At 45.3% G+C, this 16,404-nt stretch carries 14 protein-coding genes and 5 tRNA genes; 16 read left to right on the top strand and 3 right to left on the bottom strand.

Annotation, left to right across the window (positions count from 1 at the left end):
- Positions 1-67 precede the first annotated feature (67 nt).
- Entirely contained in the window at positions 68-2,158 is a 2,091-nt protein-coding gene (locus tag V144x_RS02615) for a zinc ribbon domain-containing protein (RefSeq protein ID WP_144980972.1), read from the bottom strand.
- 487 nt (positions 2,159-2,645) lie between these two features.
- Between V144x_RS02615 and V144x_RS02610 the strand changes: the two genes are divergently transcribed.
- Both V144x_RS02610 and V144x_RS02605 read left to right on the top strand, forming a co-directional pair.
- Positions 2,646-3,482, top strand: a complete 837-nt coding sequence (locus V144x_RS02610; protein ID WP_144980970.1) for a DUF1559 domain-containing protein — start codon at positions 2,646-2,648, stop codon at positions 3,480-3,482.
- A 143-nt stretch (positions 3,483-3,625) separates the two neighbouring features.
- Positions 3,626-4,045: a hypothetical protein gene (locus V144x_RS02605; RefSeq protein ID WP_144980967.1), complete on the top strand. Its 420-nt coding sequence runs from the start codon at positions 3,626-3,628 to the stop codon at positions 4,043-4,045.
- Between the two features lie 111 nt (positions 4,046-4,156).
- Here the strand turns inward: V144x_RS02605 and V144x_RS02600 are convergent, their stop codons facing one another.
- Both V144x_RS02600 and V144x_RS02595 read right to left on the bottom strand, forming a co-directional pair.
- Complete coding sequence (locus V144x_RS02600; protein WP_144980964.1) at positions 4,157-5,440, bottom strand: DUF1501 domain-containing protein; 1,284 nt, start codon at positions 5,438-5,440, stop codon at positions 4,157-4,159.
- A gap of 23 nt (positions 5,441-5,463) precedes the next feature.
- The gene (locus tag V144x_RS02595) at positions 5,464-7,083 is read right to left on the bottom strand and encodes a DUF1549 domain-containing protein (protein ID WP_144980961.1); all 1,620 of its coding nucleotides are present in this window, start codon (positions 7,081-7,083) and stop codon (positions 5,464-5,466) included.
- An 804-nt stretch (positions 7,084-7,887) separates the two neighbouring features.
- Here V144x_RS02595 and V144x_RS02590 point away from each other — a divergent pair.
- The 14 genes from V144x_RS02590 to rplL all read left to right on the top strand — a co-directional run bounded on the left by V144x_RS02590 (position 7,888) and on the right by rplL (position 15,934).
- Entirely contained in the window at positions 7,888-9,558 is a 1,671-nt protein-coding gene (locus tag V144x_RS02590; protein ID WP_144980958.1) for a sigma-70 family RNA polymerase sigma factor, read from the top strand.
- A gap of 373 nt (positions 9,559-9,931) precedes the next feature.
- Positions 9,932-10,004 (top strand) — tRNA-Thr (locus V144x_RS02585).
- Between the two features lie 83 nt (positions 10,005-10,087).
- Positions 10,088-10,169, top strand: a tRNA-Tyr gene (locus tag V144x_RS02580).
- A gap of 34 nt (positions 10,170-10,203) precedes the next feature.
- A tRNA-Gly gene (locus tag V144x_RS02575) sits at positions 10,204-10,274 on the top strand.
- A 38-nt stretch (positions 10,275-10,312) separates the two neighbouring features.
- Positions 10,313-10,385, top strand: a tRNA-Thr gene (locus V144x_RS02570).
- Positions 10,386-10,535: 150 nt separating this feature from the next.
- A complete protein-coding gene (gene tuf, locus V144x_RS02565; protein WP_144980955.1) occupies positions 10,536-11,732 on the top strand; it encodes an elongation factor Tu in 1,197 nt (398 codons plus the stop codon).
- 116 nt (positions 11,733-11,848) lie between these two features.
- Entirely contained in the window at positions 11,849-12,004 is a 156-nt protein-coding gene (gene rpmG / locus V144x_RS02560) for a 50S ribosomal protein L33 (RefSeq protein ID WP_144980952.1), read from the top strand.
- 87 nt (positions 12,005-12,091) lie between these two features.
- Positions 12,092-12,164: transfer RNA gene (locus V144x_RS02555), tRNA-Trp, on the top strand.
- Positions 12,165-12,298: 134 nt separating this feature from the next.
- On the top strand, positions 12,299-12,730 hold the full coding sequence (gene secE, locus V144x_RS02550; RefSeq protein ID WP_144980947.1) for a preprotein translocase subunit SecE: 432 nt from the start codon (positions 12,299-12,301) through the stop codon (positions 12,728-12,730).
- 178 nt (positions 12,731-12,908) lie between these two features.
- The gene (gene nusG, locus V144x_RS02545) at positions 12,909-13,493 is read left to right on the top strand and encodes a transcription termination/antitermination protein NusG (RefSeq protein ID WP_144980944.1); all 585 of its coding nucleotides are present in this window, start codon (positions 12,909-12,911) and stop codon (positions 13,491-13,493) included.
- Positions 13,494-13,557: 64 nt separating this feature from the next.
- The gene (gene rplK / locus V144x_RS02540; RefSeq protein WP_144980941.1) at positions 13,558-13,983 is read left to right on the top strand and encodes a 50S ribosomal protein L11; all 426 of its coding nucleotides are present in this window, start codon (positions 13,558-13,560) and stop codon (positions 13,981-13,983) included.
- 89 nt (positions 13,984-14,072) lie between these two features.
- A complete protein-coding gene (gene rplA / locus V144x_RS02535; RefSeq protein WP_144980938.1) occupies positions 14,073-14,777 on the top strand; it encodes a 50S ribosomal protein L1 in 705 nt (234 codons plus the stop codon).
- A gap of 87 nt (positions 14,778-14,864) precedes the next feature.
- Positions 14,865-15,383 (top strand): 50S ribosomal protein L10, encoded by a 519-nt coding sequence (gene rplJ, locus V144x_RS02530; protein ID WP_144980935.1) that lies wholly within the window; start codon positions 14,865-14,867, stop codon positions 15,381-15,383.
- Positions 15,384-15,517: 134 nt separating this feature from the next.
- Positions 15,518-15,934, top strand: coding sequence for a 50S ribosomal protein L7/L12 (rplL, locus tag V144x_RS02525; RefSeq protein WP_144980932.1), 417 nt, complete (start codon positions 15,518-15,520; stop codon positions 15,932-15,934).
- Positions 15,935-16,404: the final 470 nt, after the last annotated feature.

The following is a 16,404-nucleotide window of genomic DNA, read 5'->3' as shown; positions in this document are numbered from 1 at the left end:
CAGTGAGGACATTGAAAAGTGGTGATATCCATCAGTGATCACCCTTGGATTCAATCCGAATTGGTCTTTACTTTTTAGGTGGAAACACAAACGGTGTTAAATTATTTTGCTTCGCGAAAGGTTTGCTGGTAATTGAAGCTGTCTTGTTCTTTTCATCAATGATGAGACACAATTGATCCTGGTCTTTCACATTGAAGATTGCCTGTATCGCATCCAAACCGGATACCATTCCCAAATTCATGGTCTGTGGCATATTTTTTGTATATCCGACCAGCTTCAATGCTTCTCCATTCAGAACAATATTTGTTTTCGTTTCTTCAGCGATATACGCAAATGCTTCCTGTAGCGGAGTACGACGAAAATCAATTTCGATTTTTTGTTTCAACCGATCAACAATCAAGTCTGGTAATTTCGGTCCTGCTGTGGGCTTGGGTTTCGCTTTTTGGGAGAAATCAGTGCGCGTCGATTCATCCCAGGTAAGCAAACTGGCTAACGCGAGATTCGGGGCTGCTCGTTCCGGTAAGGTGCTAATCAGCTGGGCATAACGTTCTCCGGACTGCTGCTGCGTCGCTAAGCTCAACGCTTTCAGCATCGCAGGAAATCGACCGATGACTTTTCGGCTGCCTACGGTTCCCGGGTTCATCTTTTCAACACCTGCTAGCATATCGTGTGGAAGTTCATTGAAGCGATCTTTTAAGTTCGTTGCCAATTTGCCAGGACGAATCATGGTTGTGTTCCGGAATGTAAATTCCGAATAATATTCTTTTGGTCCCAGATGCATACTCCAGGCAATTGTTTCGACATCCTCGCCAATCCAATCCAACAACTCGTTCAAAAAAGGATGGACGTTTTCTGGAAATAAAACGTCTTGCTGGCGACGTACTTCATCGGGATCAAATACGACTGTGAAGTGACGATCCCGGTCGGTCTGCTTCAGGATCGATTCGATGCCAGGTGTAGTACTGCTATCGTACTCGCGCGATTCCGCCATTTCGACCGCGCTGATTTCTCCGGGCGGACCGATGACATAGGTTTTATCGTCGACGATCATATAAGAATGTTTGTCACCAGCATAAACAGGAAAACTATAATCGTCCAAACGTTGGCCATCAAATTGAGTAATTAGTTCTGAGCGTTTCACTGGTTCGACTAGACGAACAACGGCCGCATACTCTGGTGGCGCGCCCGGCGTTCCTAAAATCAAACAAAAGGTCACCTCACTAATCTGCGCAGCCTCTTTGAGGCAAATTTCTTTCATCTTTTGCTCAGCCCAGACTCCTACAGGTCCCAGGCATGCACGAAACTCTTCTCCCTGAGATCCCTGTTCCCAAAGTTCTGCCGGTCTTAAATGAATCAGGATCTGTGTCCCTGCGGGAACGTAGAGTAAACGTACCGGCTCTCCCGACGTCGGACTTGGAATCTGTTCCTGTGTTTGATTGGCTAAAGCAACCGCAGGTTTCAGTGTTTGTGGTACAGGCTTTGGCGGAGGTGCGACAGGTTTCGCAGTCAGAGATTGTTCTACTTGAGGCCAGGCAAAGTACCCCCCAACACCAATCAGAATGACCAACCCCAGCCCGATCAATATCGAAATATTTCTGCGTTTGGCATTTTTACGACGTAACTCACGAAGACGCTCAACACCCGCATGCTCTGTTGACTCTAATTGTATGTTCGGAACACCAGAATCAGTAATTCCGGTATTAATGACGGGAGCCGCTGGTTCCACGGAAGGAGCAGCGTTTGACGACACATCAGGAAGGGGTACGCTGTTTGGTTGCGTAACAGCTGGAGCGACATTAACTGGTTGCGGAGTGTCTGCCGGATCATCGGGAACCCATTTGACAGACGTTCCCACAACAGGCTTCGCGGGTTGAGCCAGCTCGATTTGTACTTGTTGTTGTTCAGATACCACAGACTCTGGTTGCACAGGTTTTTCCAAAGGAGCCTGAGGGCGGGGAGGGGCGGTAGTGACCACCTCCTTTTGCTCAACATGATTTGGTACTGGCGCTGATTCTTTATTATTTGAAGAGGCCGTTGGTAATTTCAAAACGAAGGCATGTTTACAATTCGGACAGCGGGCCTTCTTCCCGAGTAAACTTTCATCCCGGAGTTTGAGCCTCTTTTTACATTGGGGACAAGGAACTGCAATGCTCGCCATGAATCTGCCTATAAGGTCCGTTTTACGTAAACCCAACCATATTAAAGAGTAAAGCAACATAATCAGTCCCACCACAAGAGTAGGACCTGCCTTTATCATACGTTGAATGAAGTAGGCCTGCCAAGTGTTTTTAAGCCTTGTTTTTGATTAAGCCTGGTTTCGCATTTGATAGTGGTTTGTACTGACGTTGGATTCCAAAAGACTCAGAACCATTAGTGACTTTTCGCAGTAGGCATTCCTGACATGCAGATTATGACGGTCGTGCGAATAAATAGTTAGCTCAATCGATCTCTCTGAAACTGTAAAAATCATTTCTTTTTGAAATGCTCTCACTGAATTGTAGCGGCTGTTTCATCATAAAGATTGACCACTCATCCTTGCTGCAAAACCTGACTAAAAATACGTGTTCTCGGAATTCGAAAGGTGAAACGGCTAGTAAAATATGAAAAAGTATTTGTGTCTTATTTATATTTGAGGAGAAAACAACGTGCTCGTGACTCAAAAAAAATGGTTCTCTATTCGTAGAGGCTTTACTCTGATTGAACTCCTGGTGGTGATCGCCATTATTGCAATATTGATTGCACTCTTATTACCCGCCGTTCAACAGGCGCGGGAAGCAGCTCGCCGAAGTTCATGTAAGAATAACCTGAAACAGATTGGCCTGGCTTTACACAATTACAATGAAACACATACGATTTTTCCACCCGCAAGTATTACTGCGAGTAACATCGGTGGCTTTGCATTCATTTTGCCTTTTATGGAACAGTCGGCGTTGTACAATAAGTGGGACTTTAATTTAACTCAAACGCATACAAATAACAGAGAAGCAAACAGTACCCCAGTTATCGCGTTCTTTTGCCCTTCCAAACCTCGCCCCAGTCTGAATAGCTCTTCAACTGCCTATGGCGATTATGCTTTCAGTTCAGGCACGGGACACTCGAACTCGAATTCACATAGTAACTGGAAAGGGATGTTTAATCGAGATTCCAATACACGATTACGAGATGTAACGGATGGCACGACGAATACATTTGCCGTGGGTGAAAAACGAACTGTAGAATTCTCGCTTACCAGTCCGCAATATCGTTGGGGATGGCATGCAGTCCGTAATACTCAACAAGCGAGAATCAACGAAACCGTCGTTACAACATCACCAACAAGGAACTGGGATGATAATACTGCAAACTTTGGTAGTGACCATGTCGGCGGGGCTCACTTTCTGTTTACTGATGGTTCGGTTCACTTTCTTTCTGAAAACATGAACTTCACGCTCTACCAAAACCTGAGTGATAAAGCAGACGGGAATGTCGTGGAATTTCCCTAATCTATGAACCACGGTTCCATTATCTTTTTCTCAGATGGGTGACCAACGGGAAGGCGACTCGATTCCACATAACGACTGAATCGAGCTTCCCGGTTGTCATTCACTGACTTCCTCCTATTATCAATCTGAAGGACGTTCTACGTATGCCACACGTCAAAACACACTGTTGTCGTTCTGTTGAATTCAGAATCCTGATTGCTTCCTTTTTGTGTTTGACATTCACTAGTGTTGGGTGTGAATCCAAAATTGCAGTCCCTGAAAAGCCTGCGGACAGCGCTAAGGTATCGGGGTTGGTGACTCTTAACGGCAAACCTGTGAGTGGGGGAGAAGTGGGTTTCTTTTCACTTCAGTTTGGAATGGCCGGACAGGCAGCTCTCGATAAAGAGGGAAAATTCACTCTGTCTGAACCGATCGCACCTGGAGATTATCGGATCTATTTTCTGTCAGGAGACAGTCGGCCACTGAATGGTATGCCAGCAAAATATATGAGCGAAACTTCCAGCGACTTTAGTGTCACTGTGAAAGAGAGTGACAATCAGTTAACAATTGATCTCAAATCCTGATTCCGATATGTATTGGATTCGTACCAGGAGCTATATAGCACGTCCAATATAAGCATAGCGGCTTCAAGGTCTAAGCAGTCCTGGAGATGCTACAATAAACCTGGACACAGGCTAGCCGAAGAGTCCTTTGATCACTTCACCACTTTCGACGAGTTTCACAGGACGGCCAATGGGCGTGTGCAATTCCATGTCCGCATCAATTTGCATCGCTTTGCACATTGAGCGGAAGAGATCATCGACCTCGACGGGTGTGTCAACAATCTCCTGACCGTTGGCATCTGTTTTTCCAATCGCTTGCCCCCCTTTAATTCCGGCACCTGCCATCAACAGGTTAAAGTTTCTGACCCAATGATCGCGTCCCGGAACAGGTGGGCGGGCGTTGATTTTGGGCGTTCTACCAAACTCGCCCATACAAATCACCAACGTTTTATCGAGAAGACCGCGTTGTTTTAAATCGATCAAAAGTTGTGAGAGTCCCTGATCAACGTCTGGGGCGCGGCGTTCCATATTTTTAAAGACGCTATTATGCATGTCCCAGCCACCACTCCGCACTTCGACAAATGGCACACCGACTTCGACAAGCCGTCGTGCGACCAACAAGCCTTGCCCCAGTTGAGATTTACCGTACGCTTCCTGCATCGCCTGGGGCTCATCTTCAAACTTGAACGCTTTCAGCCGAGGAGACTTCATCATTAAATAGGCCTTCTGGTAAAGCTTGCTCTGTTCTTTAACAAGACTCGCTGCACCGGCTTCCGCGAAATCCTTTTCCTGCTGGCTCAATAGAGCCAACCTGCGTTGCTGCCGGGAATCGGCTGTGTTATTGAACACATTAGCTGGCAACTGCCCCGGACGATCAATAATAAAAGGCGCCACCTGGACTCCCAGAAAACCAGAACTCAAAGTCTGGCCAATACTGACAAAATTGGGGATATCGGATTGCGGATCGCCAATCTCTTGCGCGACGACAGAACCGAAGTGGGGAAATCGCTCGATTCCCATCATGCGGTGGCCGGTATGCAGATGATAGGTGCCGCGTTCATGTGCTGCCTCTTTGCCCGTCATAGAGCGGATTAACGCAATTTCATTCATCACCGAAGCGATTTTGGGCCAATAATGTGCAATTTCGATGCCTGGAGTTTGAGTGCTGATCTTTTTCGTTTCGCCTCCATTGGGCGTACCCGGCTTCGGATCCCAGGTTTCCATTTGGCTGGGTGCCCCCGCCAACCAGACCAAAATGCAAGAACGACCTTCTTTCTTCAATTCAGCGGCGTTTAACTGAAATTGGGTCAAGATCGAAGAACCAGCGATCCCCAATGCGGCAGACTGCAAAAAATTCCTTCTGGAAACGTTGCCTCGACGATTTAGATTCAGATGTAAGAGCGCATCTGTTTGCATATCATTTTCCTGCGATTTCATTGCTATCGTTTAGTGCGAAATTCTGTCGAATTGACGAGTACCCAAATCAAATCATCTACAGCCTCGGCACGACTCTGAGACTCTTTCAGATAACTTAAATTCCTCTCAACTTCCTCTGTTGTCGCATGTCGGGCAAGCACGTTTAGATACAGTGCATCCACCAATTCCTGGTCAGAAAGCTTCATTAGTTGTTTTTTAAGTTCACTTTGAGAGAGCTTCGATTGCAGGGTCGTATGATTCATCATCATTAAAGCCTGTTGAATCGATCCCTCCAGCGCCCCCTGGGGCAAGGAGGGGTTCATGTCAAATACCTGCATGATTTCCTTATGTAGTTTTTTATCTTCTCCGATCAGTTTTTTTACCGAGGCGGCCACAACATCTGGCCGTAAGCGGGAAGGTCTGACTGAGGTAAACAGCTCTGATTGAGAAGAAATTGTCTGCATGTCGCGTTGATAAACTTTGGAGTTCATAATCAATCGAAAGAGCCACTTGGGATCAAAGTCTTTGTATCTGAAATTGGCAGCAATGCGATTGACTACCGGCTTGTGAATGACATCACTGTCCGGTCCAAGGCTGTCAACATCGTAAAAACCATCGCCGATCAGTTCGCTCCAAATCCTGTTGACATACGCGCGGGCAAACCAGTAATTCTTGGGATTGTATGCCAAATAAGCGGCAATCGAGACACGCCGTGCGTCTGATTTCATTTTTTCATGTGGTTTTTCCCCCAATAGAAATCGAGGTTTGACTACCGTTTTGACTTTTGGGTCATCTTTATCAGGCATTTTGTAGGTATAGGGATGGAAAAACGCGGCTAACTCATGAAATTGTTCTCGTTTCCAGTTATCGAAAGGATGGTCATGACACTCAGCGCATTTGATGCTGATTCCCATAAATATCCGAGCTGTCTGCGATGCCAGTTCTGTCGACTTATTTTCACAAGCTAAAACAAAATTATTAGGACCATACTTTTGACCATAATCATTTCGAACTTTTTTATTACGCTTGGGTGTCGCCGAAATCAACATGACAGTAATGTAATCCCAGGGAGCGCCTTTACTGAATTGTTCTGCCAGCCAATCTTCTAAAGCTTTGGGACTGATTCGGTTTTTGTTCGCTTCGCTGTCATAAAAAATAACGGACGTCCAATAGCGAGACCACTTACGAGCATAGGCTTCCGTCTCCAGTAACTCGTCTATCAGATTCGATCGTTTATTTGAACTGCGACTGGAAATAAATGTTTTAATCGTTTCTGGAGTTGGTAGATTCCCAGTCAAGTCAAGGTAGACTCGTCGCACAAAAGTTTCGTCATCGATTTGCTTCGCGAAACGTTGTGTGTTTTGTCCTAATTCCAACTCCAGAGCTTTATCCAAATCGTCAGAACTAAAGCTGATTCTGCGTCCGATTCGGTGCGTTGGCATAGTTTGCCTGATATATCCCAACAGCTGCATCTTTTGCTCCTGAGTTTTCAGGGGGGGCAGATTGAGCGCAGGAGTTTTCTTCTTCCCCTTTTTTTTCTGAGCTGCTTCCAGGGAAATGGGAACAAGAATTAGACAAATCAGGGTAATAAACAGGATCAATAAGTGGGAACAGTGATAATGAAATTGACCACGTTTCAACATAATGCAACCCGCTCCCGAATGAGAATCTACGATGCTTGGTATCGGAATGGAATCAACCAAACATTTTCACGATTTACAGATAGATAGAAAGCACCACTGAATGTAGTCGCTCGATGATGATTACGTTTAAAAATAGGCAAATGAGTCACAAACCATAGATCAAAGAAGAGCGTGTTTTCGCTGAATGGACTCTCAACACTCCCAGTAGAAATTCACTCTCATCTATTCATGTTATCTGACTCAAATTAAAGGTAAATAGGCTTTGATGGATTCAATGAAAGACAACTTAAGTTTTTTATCCATTCGTATACATTCCATCACGAGAAAAGTCCTAAAATGAAAGGATATATCATTGACCGGACCATTAACAAAAATGGGTATAAATGTATATTTTTAATTGACTAAAGTATAGTTCCATGTGTATACTTAAAAAGCGGCATTGATTGACTAGAGTTCTAATTGTGAGATGTTTCACAAAGTTTTATTTCAAGAGTTGCCACTTTTTATCGAATCACTGAGAAAGTTCCGGGTTTATATTAAGCAAAGTCATTAGACAGCTTTTCAACCATCATTGAATTATACTCAATAATAGTAACACTTTATGATTTTTAACCTATTCGAATTTACCCTGCAGAAATCAATATTTTCGTGGATTTGAGAGTTGTTTGACTAAAATTATTTACGTGTGAACTTTTTCCTATCGAATTCGTCTAATTTATACGTAGTGAATGACAGAGCTTGGTGATGAGTCACGTGAAGGACACGTTGGTTACTGAGAAAAGTCAAAATTTTAGGGTGGGAAACATGATCAGCTCAAGGTATCACAATCCGGCAATCAAGCAGTTGGCAGAACAGCAGGTGAAATACGCCCCCAGAGATGTGAAACTGGAGCAGATTTCCCGCGCTGAGGAGTTTTTAGCAAATATCGAACAGACTCAGGATTATGCTTACCCTGAAATCTGTAAGGAGATTACCACATATCGCTCCGAGATTTATCCTGACCTGGTGATTTCTGGCAAGGACGTATTCCACGACTTGCGCTGTTTCATTGAGGATCTTTCCGACAGTGCTGAGATCGATGTGGAAGATATAGACGAAGAAGTCTTAACGGTCCAGGACCTCAGCAAACAATTCAACATCTCCACAAAGACTGTAGATCGTTGGAGAGACAAAGGTTTGGTGAGTCGTCGGTTTCGATTCAATGGGCGTAAACGTGTTGGTTTTCTCAAGTCATCTGTAGACCGCTTTTTAGAAAAGAATCGAGGGCACATTACACGCAGTATGAATTTCAGCCAGCTGAGTGATGAGGATCGAGAGGAAATTTTACGTCGCGCACGACGCCTGGCCCGTTATGGCGGGTGCCCCGCGGAGGTCAGTCGACGAATTGCACGGCACATGGATCGTTCGCCTGAAACCATTCGTTACACTTTGAAAAACTTTGATCGGGAGAATCCTGAATTGGCTATTTTTCCTAATGCTCCTGAAAAAATTACTGATCAACAAAAACGCGATATCTACAACAATTTTCGACGTGGTATTGCCGTTGAAAAGTTGGCACGCCGTTATTGCAGAACCAAGGCAAGCATTTACCGAATTATTTCGGAAGCGCGTGCGGTGCGTCTGCATGCTCAAACAATCGACTACATGTTCAGCGATGAATTTGAGCTACCCGATGCCGATAAATTGATTTTGGGACCACCTCCTGAAGTCGATAAAGATAGCCAGAAAGTTCGTACTCCACCGGGACTACCCCCTTATCTGGCAAGCTTGTATTCCATTCCTCTTTTGACGAGGGAAGAAGAGGCTTACTACTTTAGAAAATTGAATTATCTTAAGTACAAAGCGTTTCATATTCAGGAAAATCTGGATCCGAATCGACCTAAAGCACGTGATATGGACCAGATTGAAAAGCTCCTGGATGAGAGCACCGATGTGAAAAACTTTTTAATTCGCAGCAACCTCCGTTTGGTGGTGTCCATTGCGAAACGACACATCAGGCCCGGAGGAAATTTCTTCGAAATGGTCAGCGATGGCAATATGTCTCTGATCCGTGCTATCGAGAAATTTGATTATACGAAAGGAAATAAATTCTCGACTTACGCAAGTTGGGCGATTATGAAAAATTATGCACGTTCGATTCCAGCCGAGTACAAGGTATTGGACCGTTTCCGAACGGGTAATGACGAGCTCTTTTTCCAATCAACAGACGAAAGGGAAAGTCAGTATCGAGAAGAGCTGATTAACCAGAAGCAACATGCAGTGATTATGAGTATTTTGGACCAGCTCGATGGCCGCGAAAAGGACATTCTGATCTATCGCTATGGCTTGAACGCTCGAAATGAACCCCAGACGCTTGAGCAAGTTGGAAATCGTTTTGGTGTGACAAAAGAGAGAATCAGACAGTTAGAGTCTCGCGCACTGAAAAAATTACGACGAATTACCCAAGTAGAACGGGTCGAAATACCTGGAATTTAAGGCAGGCTCTCAAGTCCATTTCTGTCTGGATTTGTTAGTGAGTTTCCCCCTTTAGCAGGCATGATTTGTGTAAATCATGCCTGTTTTTTCTTTTTCAGAACGATTTTTTTGATCAGTATCCGAAACAGGGCTGACTCGGGTCTCCAAAAGCGGACCGTTTCGAATGGAAAATCTTAGGCCATATAGGCATACATCATTAAGAAAAGATAACAATTTTTTTAATCAGCCTGTCATTGTCACTTGCAAGCAAGTGCCTGATTGCTATATTGAGCTGCTTACTGAGTTTTGGCGGGGAAAGTACCTCTTTAGCCAGGCGAGTCGTTCAGGTTGCATGAGGCTTGAAGCCTAATAGCTTAGTTTTTTAGGTCAGCAGGCTAGCGTAGCTCAATCGGCAGAGCATCGGTTTTGTAAACCGAAGGTTGTGGGTTCGATTCCCACCGCTAGCTCTTTTGCCACGAGTTGCGTTGTTTTGTGATGTAAAAGCAATGTAGCATTAGGCTTAATAATTTCCAGCTTCGGCTGGTTGGGAGGGGGAATTCCCGAGCGGCCAAAGGGGTCAGACTGTAAATCTGATGGCAATGCCTTCGCAGGTTCGAATCCTGCTTCCCCCAATGAGAGACAAAAGATATGTTAAGTCACAGTACCGCGGGTGTAGCTCAATGGTAGAGCCCCAGCCTTCCAAGCTGGTTGTGAGGGTTCGATTCCCTTCACCCGCTTTTTAGTATAAACGCTTTTCAGGTTATATATAAAAATTGCTGCTGTGGCTCAGTCGGTAGAGCGCGTCCTTGGTAAGGACGAGGTCATGGGTTCAAGTCCCATCAGCAGCTTATAGATTAAGAGTAAAATGTGGTTTTCAGGAGGTGTGTGCCTCTTGCGTGCGAGGGGTTACTCCTGTTTGTACCTCGCTATTTGTTTTGTTGGTTTTATTGTTTAGGTTTGATCGTTTATCAAGCTTGAAAAAGGGGTTTTATAGAGAGATGGCTAAGGAAGTCTTTGAGCGAACAAAGCCGCACGTAAACGTAGGAACAATTGGTCACATTGACCATGGTAAGACAACATTGACAACAGCTTTGCTGGCAGTGCAAAGCGAAAAGGGTCTTGCCCAGATGAAGAGTTATGCTGATGTTGCGAAGGGGGGAACCGTTCGTGACGAAACCAAGACTGTGACAATCGCCGTGAGTCACGTGGAGTACGAAAGCGAAACTCGCCACTACGCTCACATCGACTGCCCTGGTCACGCCGACTACATCAAAAACATGATTACCGGTGCCGCCCAGATGGATGGTGCGATTCTGGTAGTTTCTGCCGCTGATGGCCCCATGCCACAAACTCGTGAGCACATTTTGCTTGCTCGCCAGGTAGACGTGCCTGCACTCGTCGTCTTTCTCAACAAGTGTGACCTTGTTGATGATGAAGAATTGCTCGAGTTGGTTGAAATGGAAGTTCGAGAGTTGCTGTCAAAGTATGGCTTCCCCGGCGACGACATTACCATCGTGCGTGGAAACGCCAAGGGCGCACTCGACAACCCAGGTGATGAGAAGTTTAACGCCTGCATTGGCGAGCTGATGGACGCACTGGATAGCGACATCACCGCACCAGAGCGAGAAGCAGACAAGCCATTCCTAATGGCGATTGAAGACGTCTTCTCAATCGCTGGTCGTGGTACTGTTGTGACTGGCCGAATTGAGCAAGGTGTCATCACCGTTGGTGACAAAGTCGAGATCGTTGGTCTGCGTGACACACAGGAAACCACATGTACTGGCGTTGAAATGTTCCAGAAGACCCTCAATGAAGGGATGGCTGGAGACAACGTGGGAATCCTGTTGCGTGGTACCAAGAAAGAGGATGTAGAACGTGGACAGGTTTTGGCTGCCCCGGGTTCGATCCCTCCTCACACGAAATTTGAAGGACAGGTTTACGTCCTGAGTAAAGACGAAGGTGGTCGTCACACCCCATTCTTTAATGGCTATCGACCACAGTTTTACTTCCGCACAACAGACGTAACCGGCTCGACATCATTACTGGGTGGAGCAGAGATGTGTATGCCCGGCGACAATGTAGAAGTCGAAGTGGAACTTGGTAAGCCAATCGCCATGTCTGAAGGTAGTCGTTTCGCGATTCGTGAAGGCGGCCGTACTGTTGGCTCTGGCGTTGTTACCAAAATTGTCGACTAATCAAGAGCGCTGCTCTTTTTGTTAATATGGTGTCCACTTCACCTTCTGGCGGAGTGGGCACCTTAAAGTTATAGTTGGTTTTCGTATTTATTGCCCATAAGGGCATGAGGGCTGTTATGGCACGTGAATATGTTTGGCTAGAGTGTACTGAAACCGGGATGCGAAATTATCGGGTCAGTAAAGAGACGCGTGGTACAGAACGGCTTTCACTAATGAAATACTGTCCTAAATTACGGCGTCATACTTTGCATAAAGAGTCCCGTAAAAAGTAAAATCTTGCTGGCCGGGGTTTTGTGACTGGTGTCAGATTTTTGGGTTGCTTCCGGTGGTCAAAATGTTTGGTCAATTCATGGTTTTGAACGGGTGTAGCTCAATTGGCAGAGCACTGGATTCCAAATCCAGCGGTTGGGGGTTCAAGTCCCTCCGCCCGTGTTTTTTTGTTTTGTAATTGGTGCTGTAGCATTTGCAAGGGTAGTAGTTCCTTGCTGTTAAGTTTAAGTTCAAAAAAAGAGTCTGACGAATTCGCGTTCGTTTCCACTCTTTGTATTATTTAGTAAATTGATCCAATGGCTAAATCCAAAACAGGACAAGCATTTTCCGCAACTTTGGTAAGTGGCGGTCTATATAAAAGGAACCAAGGTCGCCTTGTACGCCAGTTGACTGCAATCGGCCTGGTGGCAATTGCCATCTTTGGTGCTTATTCCCTTTACAATGCATTACCATTGGCAATGTCTCCGGGAATGCAAAAGGGGATTGCGGTCGCTGTTGTGGTGATTTCAACCTGGCTGGCCTATCGTGTCGTTAATTTCCCACGTTTTGCTGATTTTTTGATATCAGTAGAAGCCGAGATTGGAAAAGTAACCTGGGCGACCTGGGATCAGCTCTGGCGATCAACGGCTGTAGTTATTGTACTTATGGTACTACTGGCGCTTTTGTTGCTGGCATTTGATATAATTTGGCAGTGGTTCTTCCGTCTGATTCGTTTTCTTCAGATTTGATAAAGCGAAGCCTGCCATTCAGTAAATTACGGAGTTTTTTGATCTCTGCTTCTTGTATAAATTGTAATTCCTGCTCATTATGGGCGATTCCTGTTGTAAAAGTCTCTTTTAGTGTGGTTTCAACTTTAAGTTGAAAATTAGGGTAGCTGGATGTAGCGATCCCTGTTGAAGGTGTCTCATGAGTAATGATTCGGGTTCTGAGGTTACCTCTGAGAAAACAGAGGACTCTGATAAGCGCCTTTGGTATGTGTTGAAAGTGCAAAGCAACCGGGAGAAATCCATTCGGGAAGCTTTACTCAGAGGGATTAAAAGAGACGGACTTGAAGAGTATTTTGGGGAAATCATTATTCCCACAGAAAAGGTTGTTGAAACAAAAGGTGGCAAGAAACGAGTTTTTGAGAGAAAGCTTTATCCTGGTTATCTAATGATTCAGGTCGAGCTGAATGATGATAGCTGGTATCTGGTGCGATCCACAAATGGCGTCGGCGATTTCACTGGATCAGCAGGCAAACCGATTCCCATGCAAGAGCATGAAATCTCGCGTATGCTGGGACGGGAAGAGACAAAAGAAGAAGCACCTGTGAAAATCAAATTGGATTTTCAGAGTGGCGATGTTGTTAAGATTAAAGATGGTACATTTGAAGGGTTTGAAGGTACCATCGACGGAATTGATGAAGCCAGTGGCAAGGTGACTGTTCTGATTGAAATCTTCAGTCGACCAACCCCCACGGAACTGGAATACTGGCAGATCGAAAAGGTCTGATCAATCTTCTCAAGTTCGTATTAATAATAGAATCACGTTTAATAGAGTTTTGAAAGTCAGTTGAATGGCTAAACAGCTTGTTGCAGAAATCAAAGTACAAATTCCCGGTGGTCAAGCGACCCCTGCCCCTCCTGTCGGTACGGCATTGGGACCGCATGGGGTGAATATCGGTCAGTTTGTTCAACAGTTTAATGAACGTACTAAAGACATGGCCGGCACAACCGTTCCGGTTGTGATCAGTGTCTATAACGATCGCTCTTTTGACTTTGTCATGAAGAGTCCGCCAGCAGCAGTTTTACTAAAACAGGCGGCTCAAATTGCGAAAGGATCGGGCAACCCTAAAATGAACAAAGTGGGAACTGTTACCACTGCCCAGTTAGAAGAGATCGCAAAAACAAAATTTGCAGATCTCAATGCACCAAACATTGAACAGGCGGCAAAAATCATCGCTGGCACAGCCCGTAGTATGGGGCTTGATGTCGAGAAGTAGTTTCGTTATTTGCACAACAGCAGTCATTCCAGCCTGCTTCTTTAAGCAGAGCAAAATCAATATAGCAACCGTTTTTCGGATAAAGAGTAATGGGAAAACAATCCAAACGAACCAAATTTTACAATGAAAAGCTGGCGGGGCTTGACTCTGTCAGTCTTGAAGAAGCAGTGGAAGCCCTCAAGTCATTAGAGAGTGGTCTCCCCGCTAAGATCAAGCCGATCCAGATGGACCAGACAGTAGAATTAGCTGTGCGATTGGGAGTTGATCCACGTCAGGCTGATCAACTTGTCCGTGGTTCCATTATTCTGCCACATGGTATTGGTAAAACACAACGTGTCGTTGTATTTGCCCAAGGCAGCAATTTAGAGGCTGCTGAATCAGCAGGGGCTGATGCCGTAGGCGGTAAAGATCTTGCCGACAAAATCAAAGATGGCTGGCTTGAATTCGACGTGGCCATTGCAACACCAGACATGATGGGTGTGGTAGGTCCATTAGGCCGTGTTTTGGGACCTCGTGGTTTAATGCCTTCTCCTCGCGCAGGAACAGTCACTCAGGATGTAGGCAATGCCGTGCAGGAGTACAAGGCAGGTAAGGTTGAGTTTCGTGTCGATGCAGGTGGCAACGTGCACTGTCGCGTCGGCAAAATATCATTCGAAGGAAATCAACTAGTAGAAAATATTCAGGCAATGTTGAAGTATATAGAATCACTACGTCCTTCTTCAGTCAAAGGGGCATACGTGCGAACGATTACGGTTTCTGCGACAATGAGTCCTGGAATCGGTATTGCCGTCTAAAACTGTCAATGAATCCTGATTCATTTTTAGATACATAAATCAATTGAAACTATTATTTTCGGCATTCGATGAGCTGAAAGAGATCTAATGAGTAAATTTGTAAAAGAAATGATCATCTCTGAGATAGAATCTCGAATTGGAGAAACTCGAGATTTTGTCGTCGTAGATTCTGCAAAGTTGGATGCAATTACTGATAACAATTTTCGTCTCAAATTGCATGAAAAAGGGATTGCAGCCTTAACGGTCAAAAACTCACTGGCACGTCGCGCGTTCGCGAACGCTGGTGTGGAAGGGATGGAAGAGAGCTTACAGGGTCCTTCGACACTTGTCTGGGGTGGCGAGGATATTGTGGCTCTCTCAAAAGAAATGGCCAAGTGGGCAGAAGAAATAGAAGATCTCACTATCAAGGGTGGATCAACAGAAGGAACTTCGCTCACGTCGGATGATGTTGAAAAATTAAGTAAAAGCCCTGGTCGAATGGAATTGATTGGCGAGATTGTGTCCCGTGCCCTTGGGCCTGGTGCACAGTTGGCAGGCGCACTTTTGGGTCCTGCTGGCACTCTTGCCGGACAGATTAAGACAATCTCCGAGGGGGAAGAATCTTAAGCGAAAAGTTGTCTGATCGCTTTTGATTTGAGTGTTGAAATTTGTAACAACTGCTACTGAAATAGTGTGGCGTTGATTTGATTTACTGCTATGCGAGATTTTATTTTACGCATTCGTGCGAAAGGAAAGAGAAGATGGCGACAGCCGAAGCAACAACTGAATTTGGTGCTGAAACCAAAGAACTGGGCGACAAAATTGCTGGATTGACTTTGCTCCAGGCTAAAGAACTGGCTGATTACCTTGACGAAGTACACGGCATTAAGGCTGCCGCCGGTGGCGCTGTGATGGTAGCGCCAGGTGATGGTGGCGCTGGTGGCGGCGGAGAAGCTGCAGCAGAAAAAACCGAGTTCGATGTCATTTTGACTGGCTTTGGTGACAACAAGATCCCTGTCATTAAAGTCGTTCGTGGCGCAACTGGGCTTGGTCTGAAAGAAGCCAAAGAGCTGGTTGAAGGGGCTCCCAAGCCACTTAAAGAAGGTGTCTCAAAAGAAGATGCCGAAGCTTTGGCCAAAGAAGTCGAAGAAGCAGGTGGTACTGCTGAGGTGAAGTAAGTGGTTTTCAAAAGAAACCGAAATGACTCGGTCTGTGCTGAGAATTAACTCAGTACAGGCTGGTCAATACTGGATAAAATACCAGTAATTCGGTTTTTTTTCTGCGTGCAATTGAAGTGTTCTAAAAATGCGTTTAGAATAAGCTCTTGGGTGCTGCTCGGTTTTGTTAGATCGCGCAGATTGGGAATGGCTTCCAGCGTCATTCTTACTTAGAGCATTGTTTTTTGATTGCATGTACCGCTTAATGTTTGTTTTCGTAAGTTTATCTGCTTCGATCAGTTAGCGTTTTCAGTCCCATTTGGTCTAAGCAATCGACTCATTGTACTCTCTTTTGAATAGCAAAGTAGTATTGAGCGATTTATCAGGCTTTGAATTAGTCGAGCAATTCGCTTTTAATACAGCCCCGTGGCCTGTACTCTCTCAAGGTACGCGCTGCTGTTCCCCGCTATTCTTGGTTGGTGCTCTGTCAG

The organism is Gimesia aquarii, from assembly GCF_007748195.1.
Classification (GTDB): domain Bacteria; phylum Planctomycetota; class Planctomycetia; order Planctomycetales; family Planctomycetaceae; genus Gimesia; species Gimesia aquarii.
The sequence above is the reverse complement of the archived record's forward strand: the minus strand, read 5'-3'. Positions and strand labels throughout refer to the sequence as shown.

What these genes read in the sequence shown, in the direction of transcription:
- rplA (WP_144980938.1), top strand. Translation starts at nt 14,073, where the DNA reads ATGGGAAAACAATCCAAACGAACCAAATTTTACAATGAAAAGCTGGCG.
- V144x_RS02605 (WP_144980967.1), top strand. Translation starts at nt 3,626, where the DNA reads ATGCCACACGTCAAAACACACTGTTGTCGTTCTGTTGAATTCAGAATC.
- V144x_RS02600 (WP_144980964.1), bottom strand. Translation starts at nt 5,440, where the DNA reads ATGCAAACAGATGCGCTCTTACATCTGAATCTAAATCGTCGAGGCAAC.
- rplL (WP_144980932.1), top strand. Translation starts at nt 15,518, where the DNA reads ATGGCGACAGCCGAAGCAACAACTGAATTTGGTGCTGAAACCAAAGAA.
- rplJ (WP_144980935.1), top strand. Translation starts at nt 14,865, where the DNA reads ATGAGTAAATTTGTAAAAGAAATGATCATCTCTGAGATAGAATCTCGA.
- V144x_RS02595 (WP_144980961.1), bottom strand. Translation starts at nt 7,083, where the DNA reads ATGTTGAAACGTGGTCAATTTCATTATCACTGTTCCCACTTATTGATC.
- secE (WP_144980947.1), top strand. Translation starts at nt 12,299, where the DNA reads ATGGCTAAATCCAAAACAGGACAAGCATTTTCCGCAACTTTGGTAAGT.
- nusG (WP_144980944.1), top strand. Translation starts at nt 12,909, where the DNA reads ATGAGTAATGATTCGGGTTCTGAGGTTACCTCTGAGAAAACAGAGGAC.
- rplK (WP_144980941.1), top strand. Translation starts at nt 13,558, where the DNA reads ATGGCTAAACAGCTTGTTGCAGAAATCAAAGTACAAATTCCCGGTGGT.
- V144x_RS02590 (WP_144980958.1), top strand. Translation starts at nt 7,888, where the DNA reads ATGATCAGCTCAAGGTATCACAATCCGGCAATCAAGCAGTTGGCAGAA.
- V144x_RS02615 (WP_144980972.1), bottom strand. Translation starts at nt 2,158, where the DNA reads ATGGCGAGCATTGCAGTTCCTTGTCCCCAATGTAAAAAGAGGCTCAAA.
- tuf (WP_144980955.1), top strand. Translation starts at nt 10,536, where the DNA reads ATGGCTAAGGAAGTCTTTGAGCGAACAAAGCCGCACGTAAACGTAGGA.
- rpmG (WP_144980952.1), top strand. Translation starts at nt 11,849, where the DNA reads ATGGCACGTGAATATGTTTGGCTAGAGTGTACTGAAACCGGGATGCGA.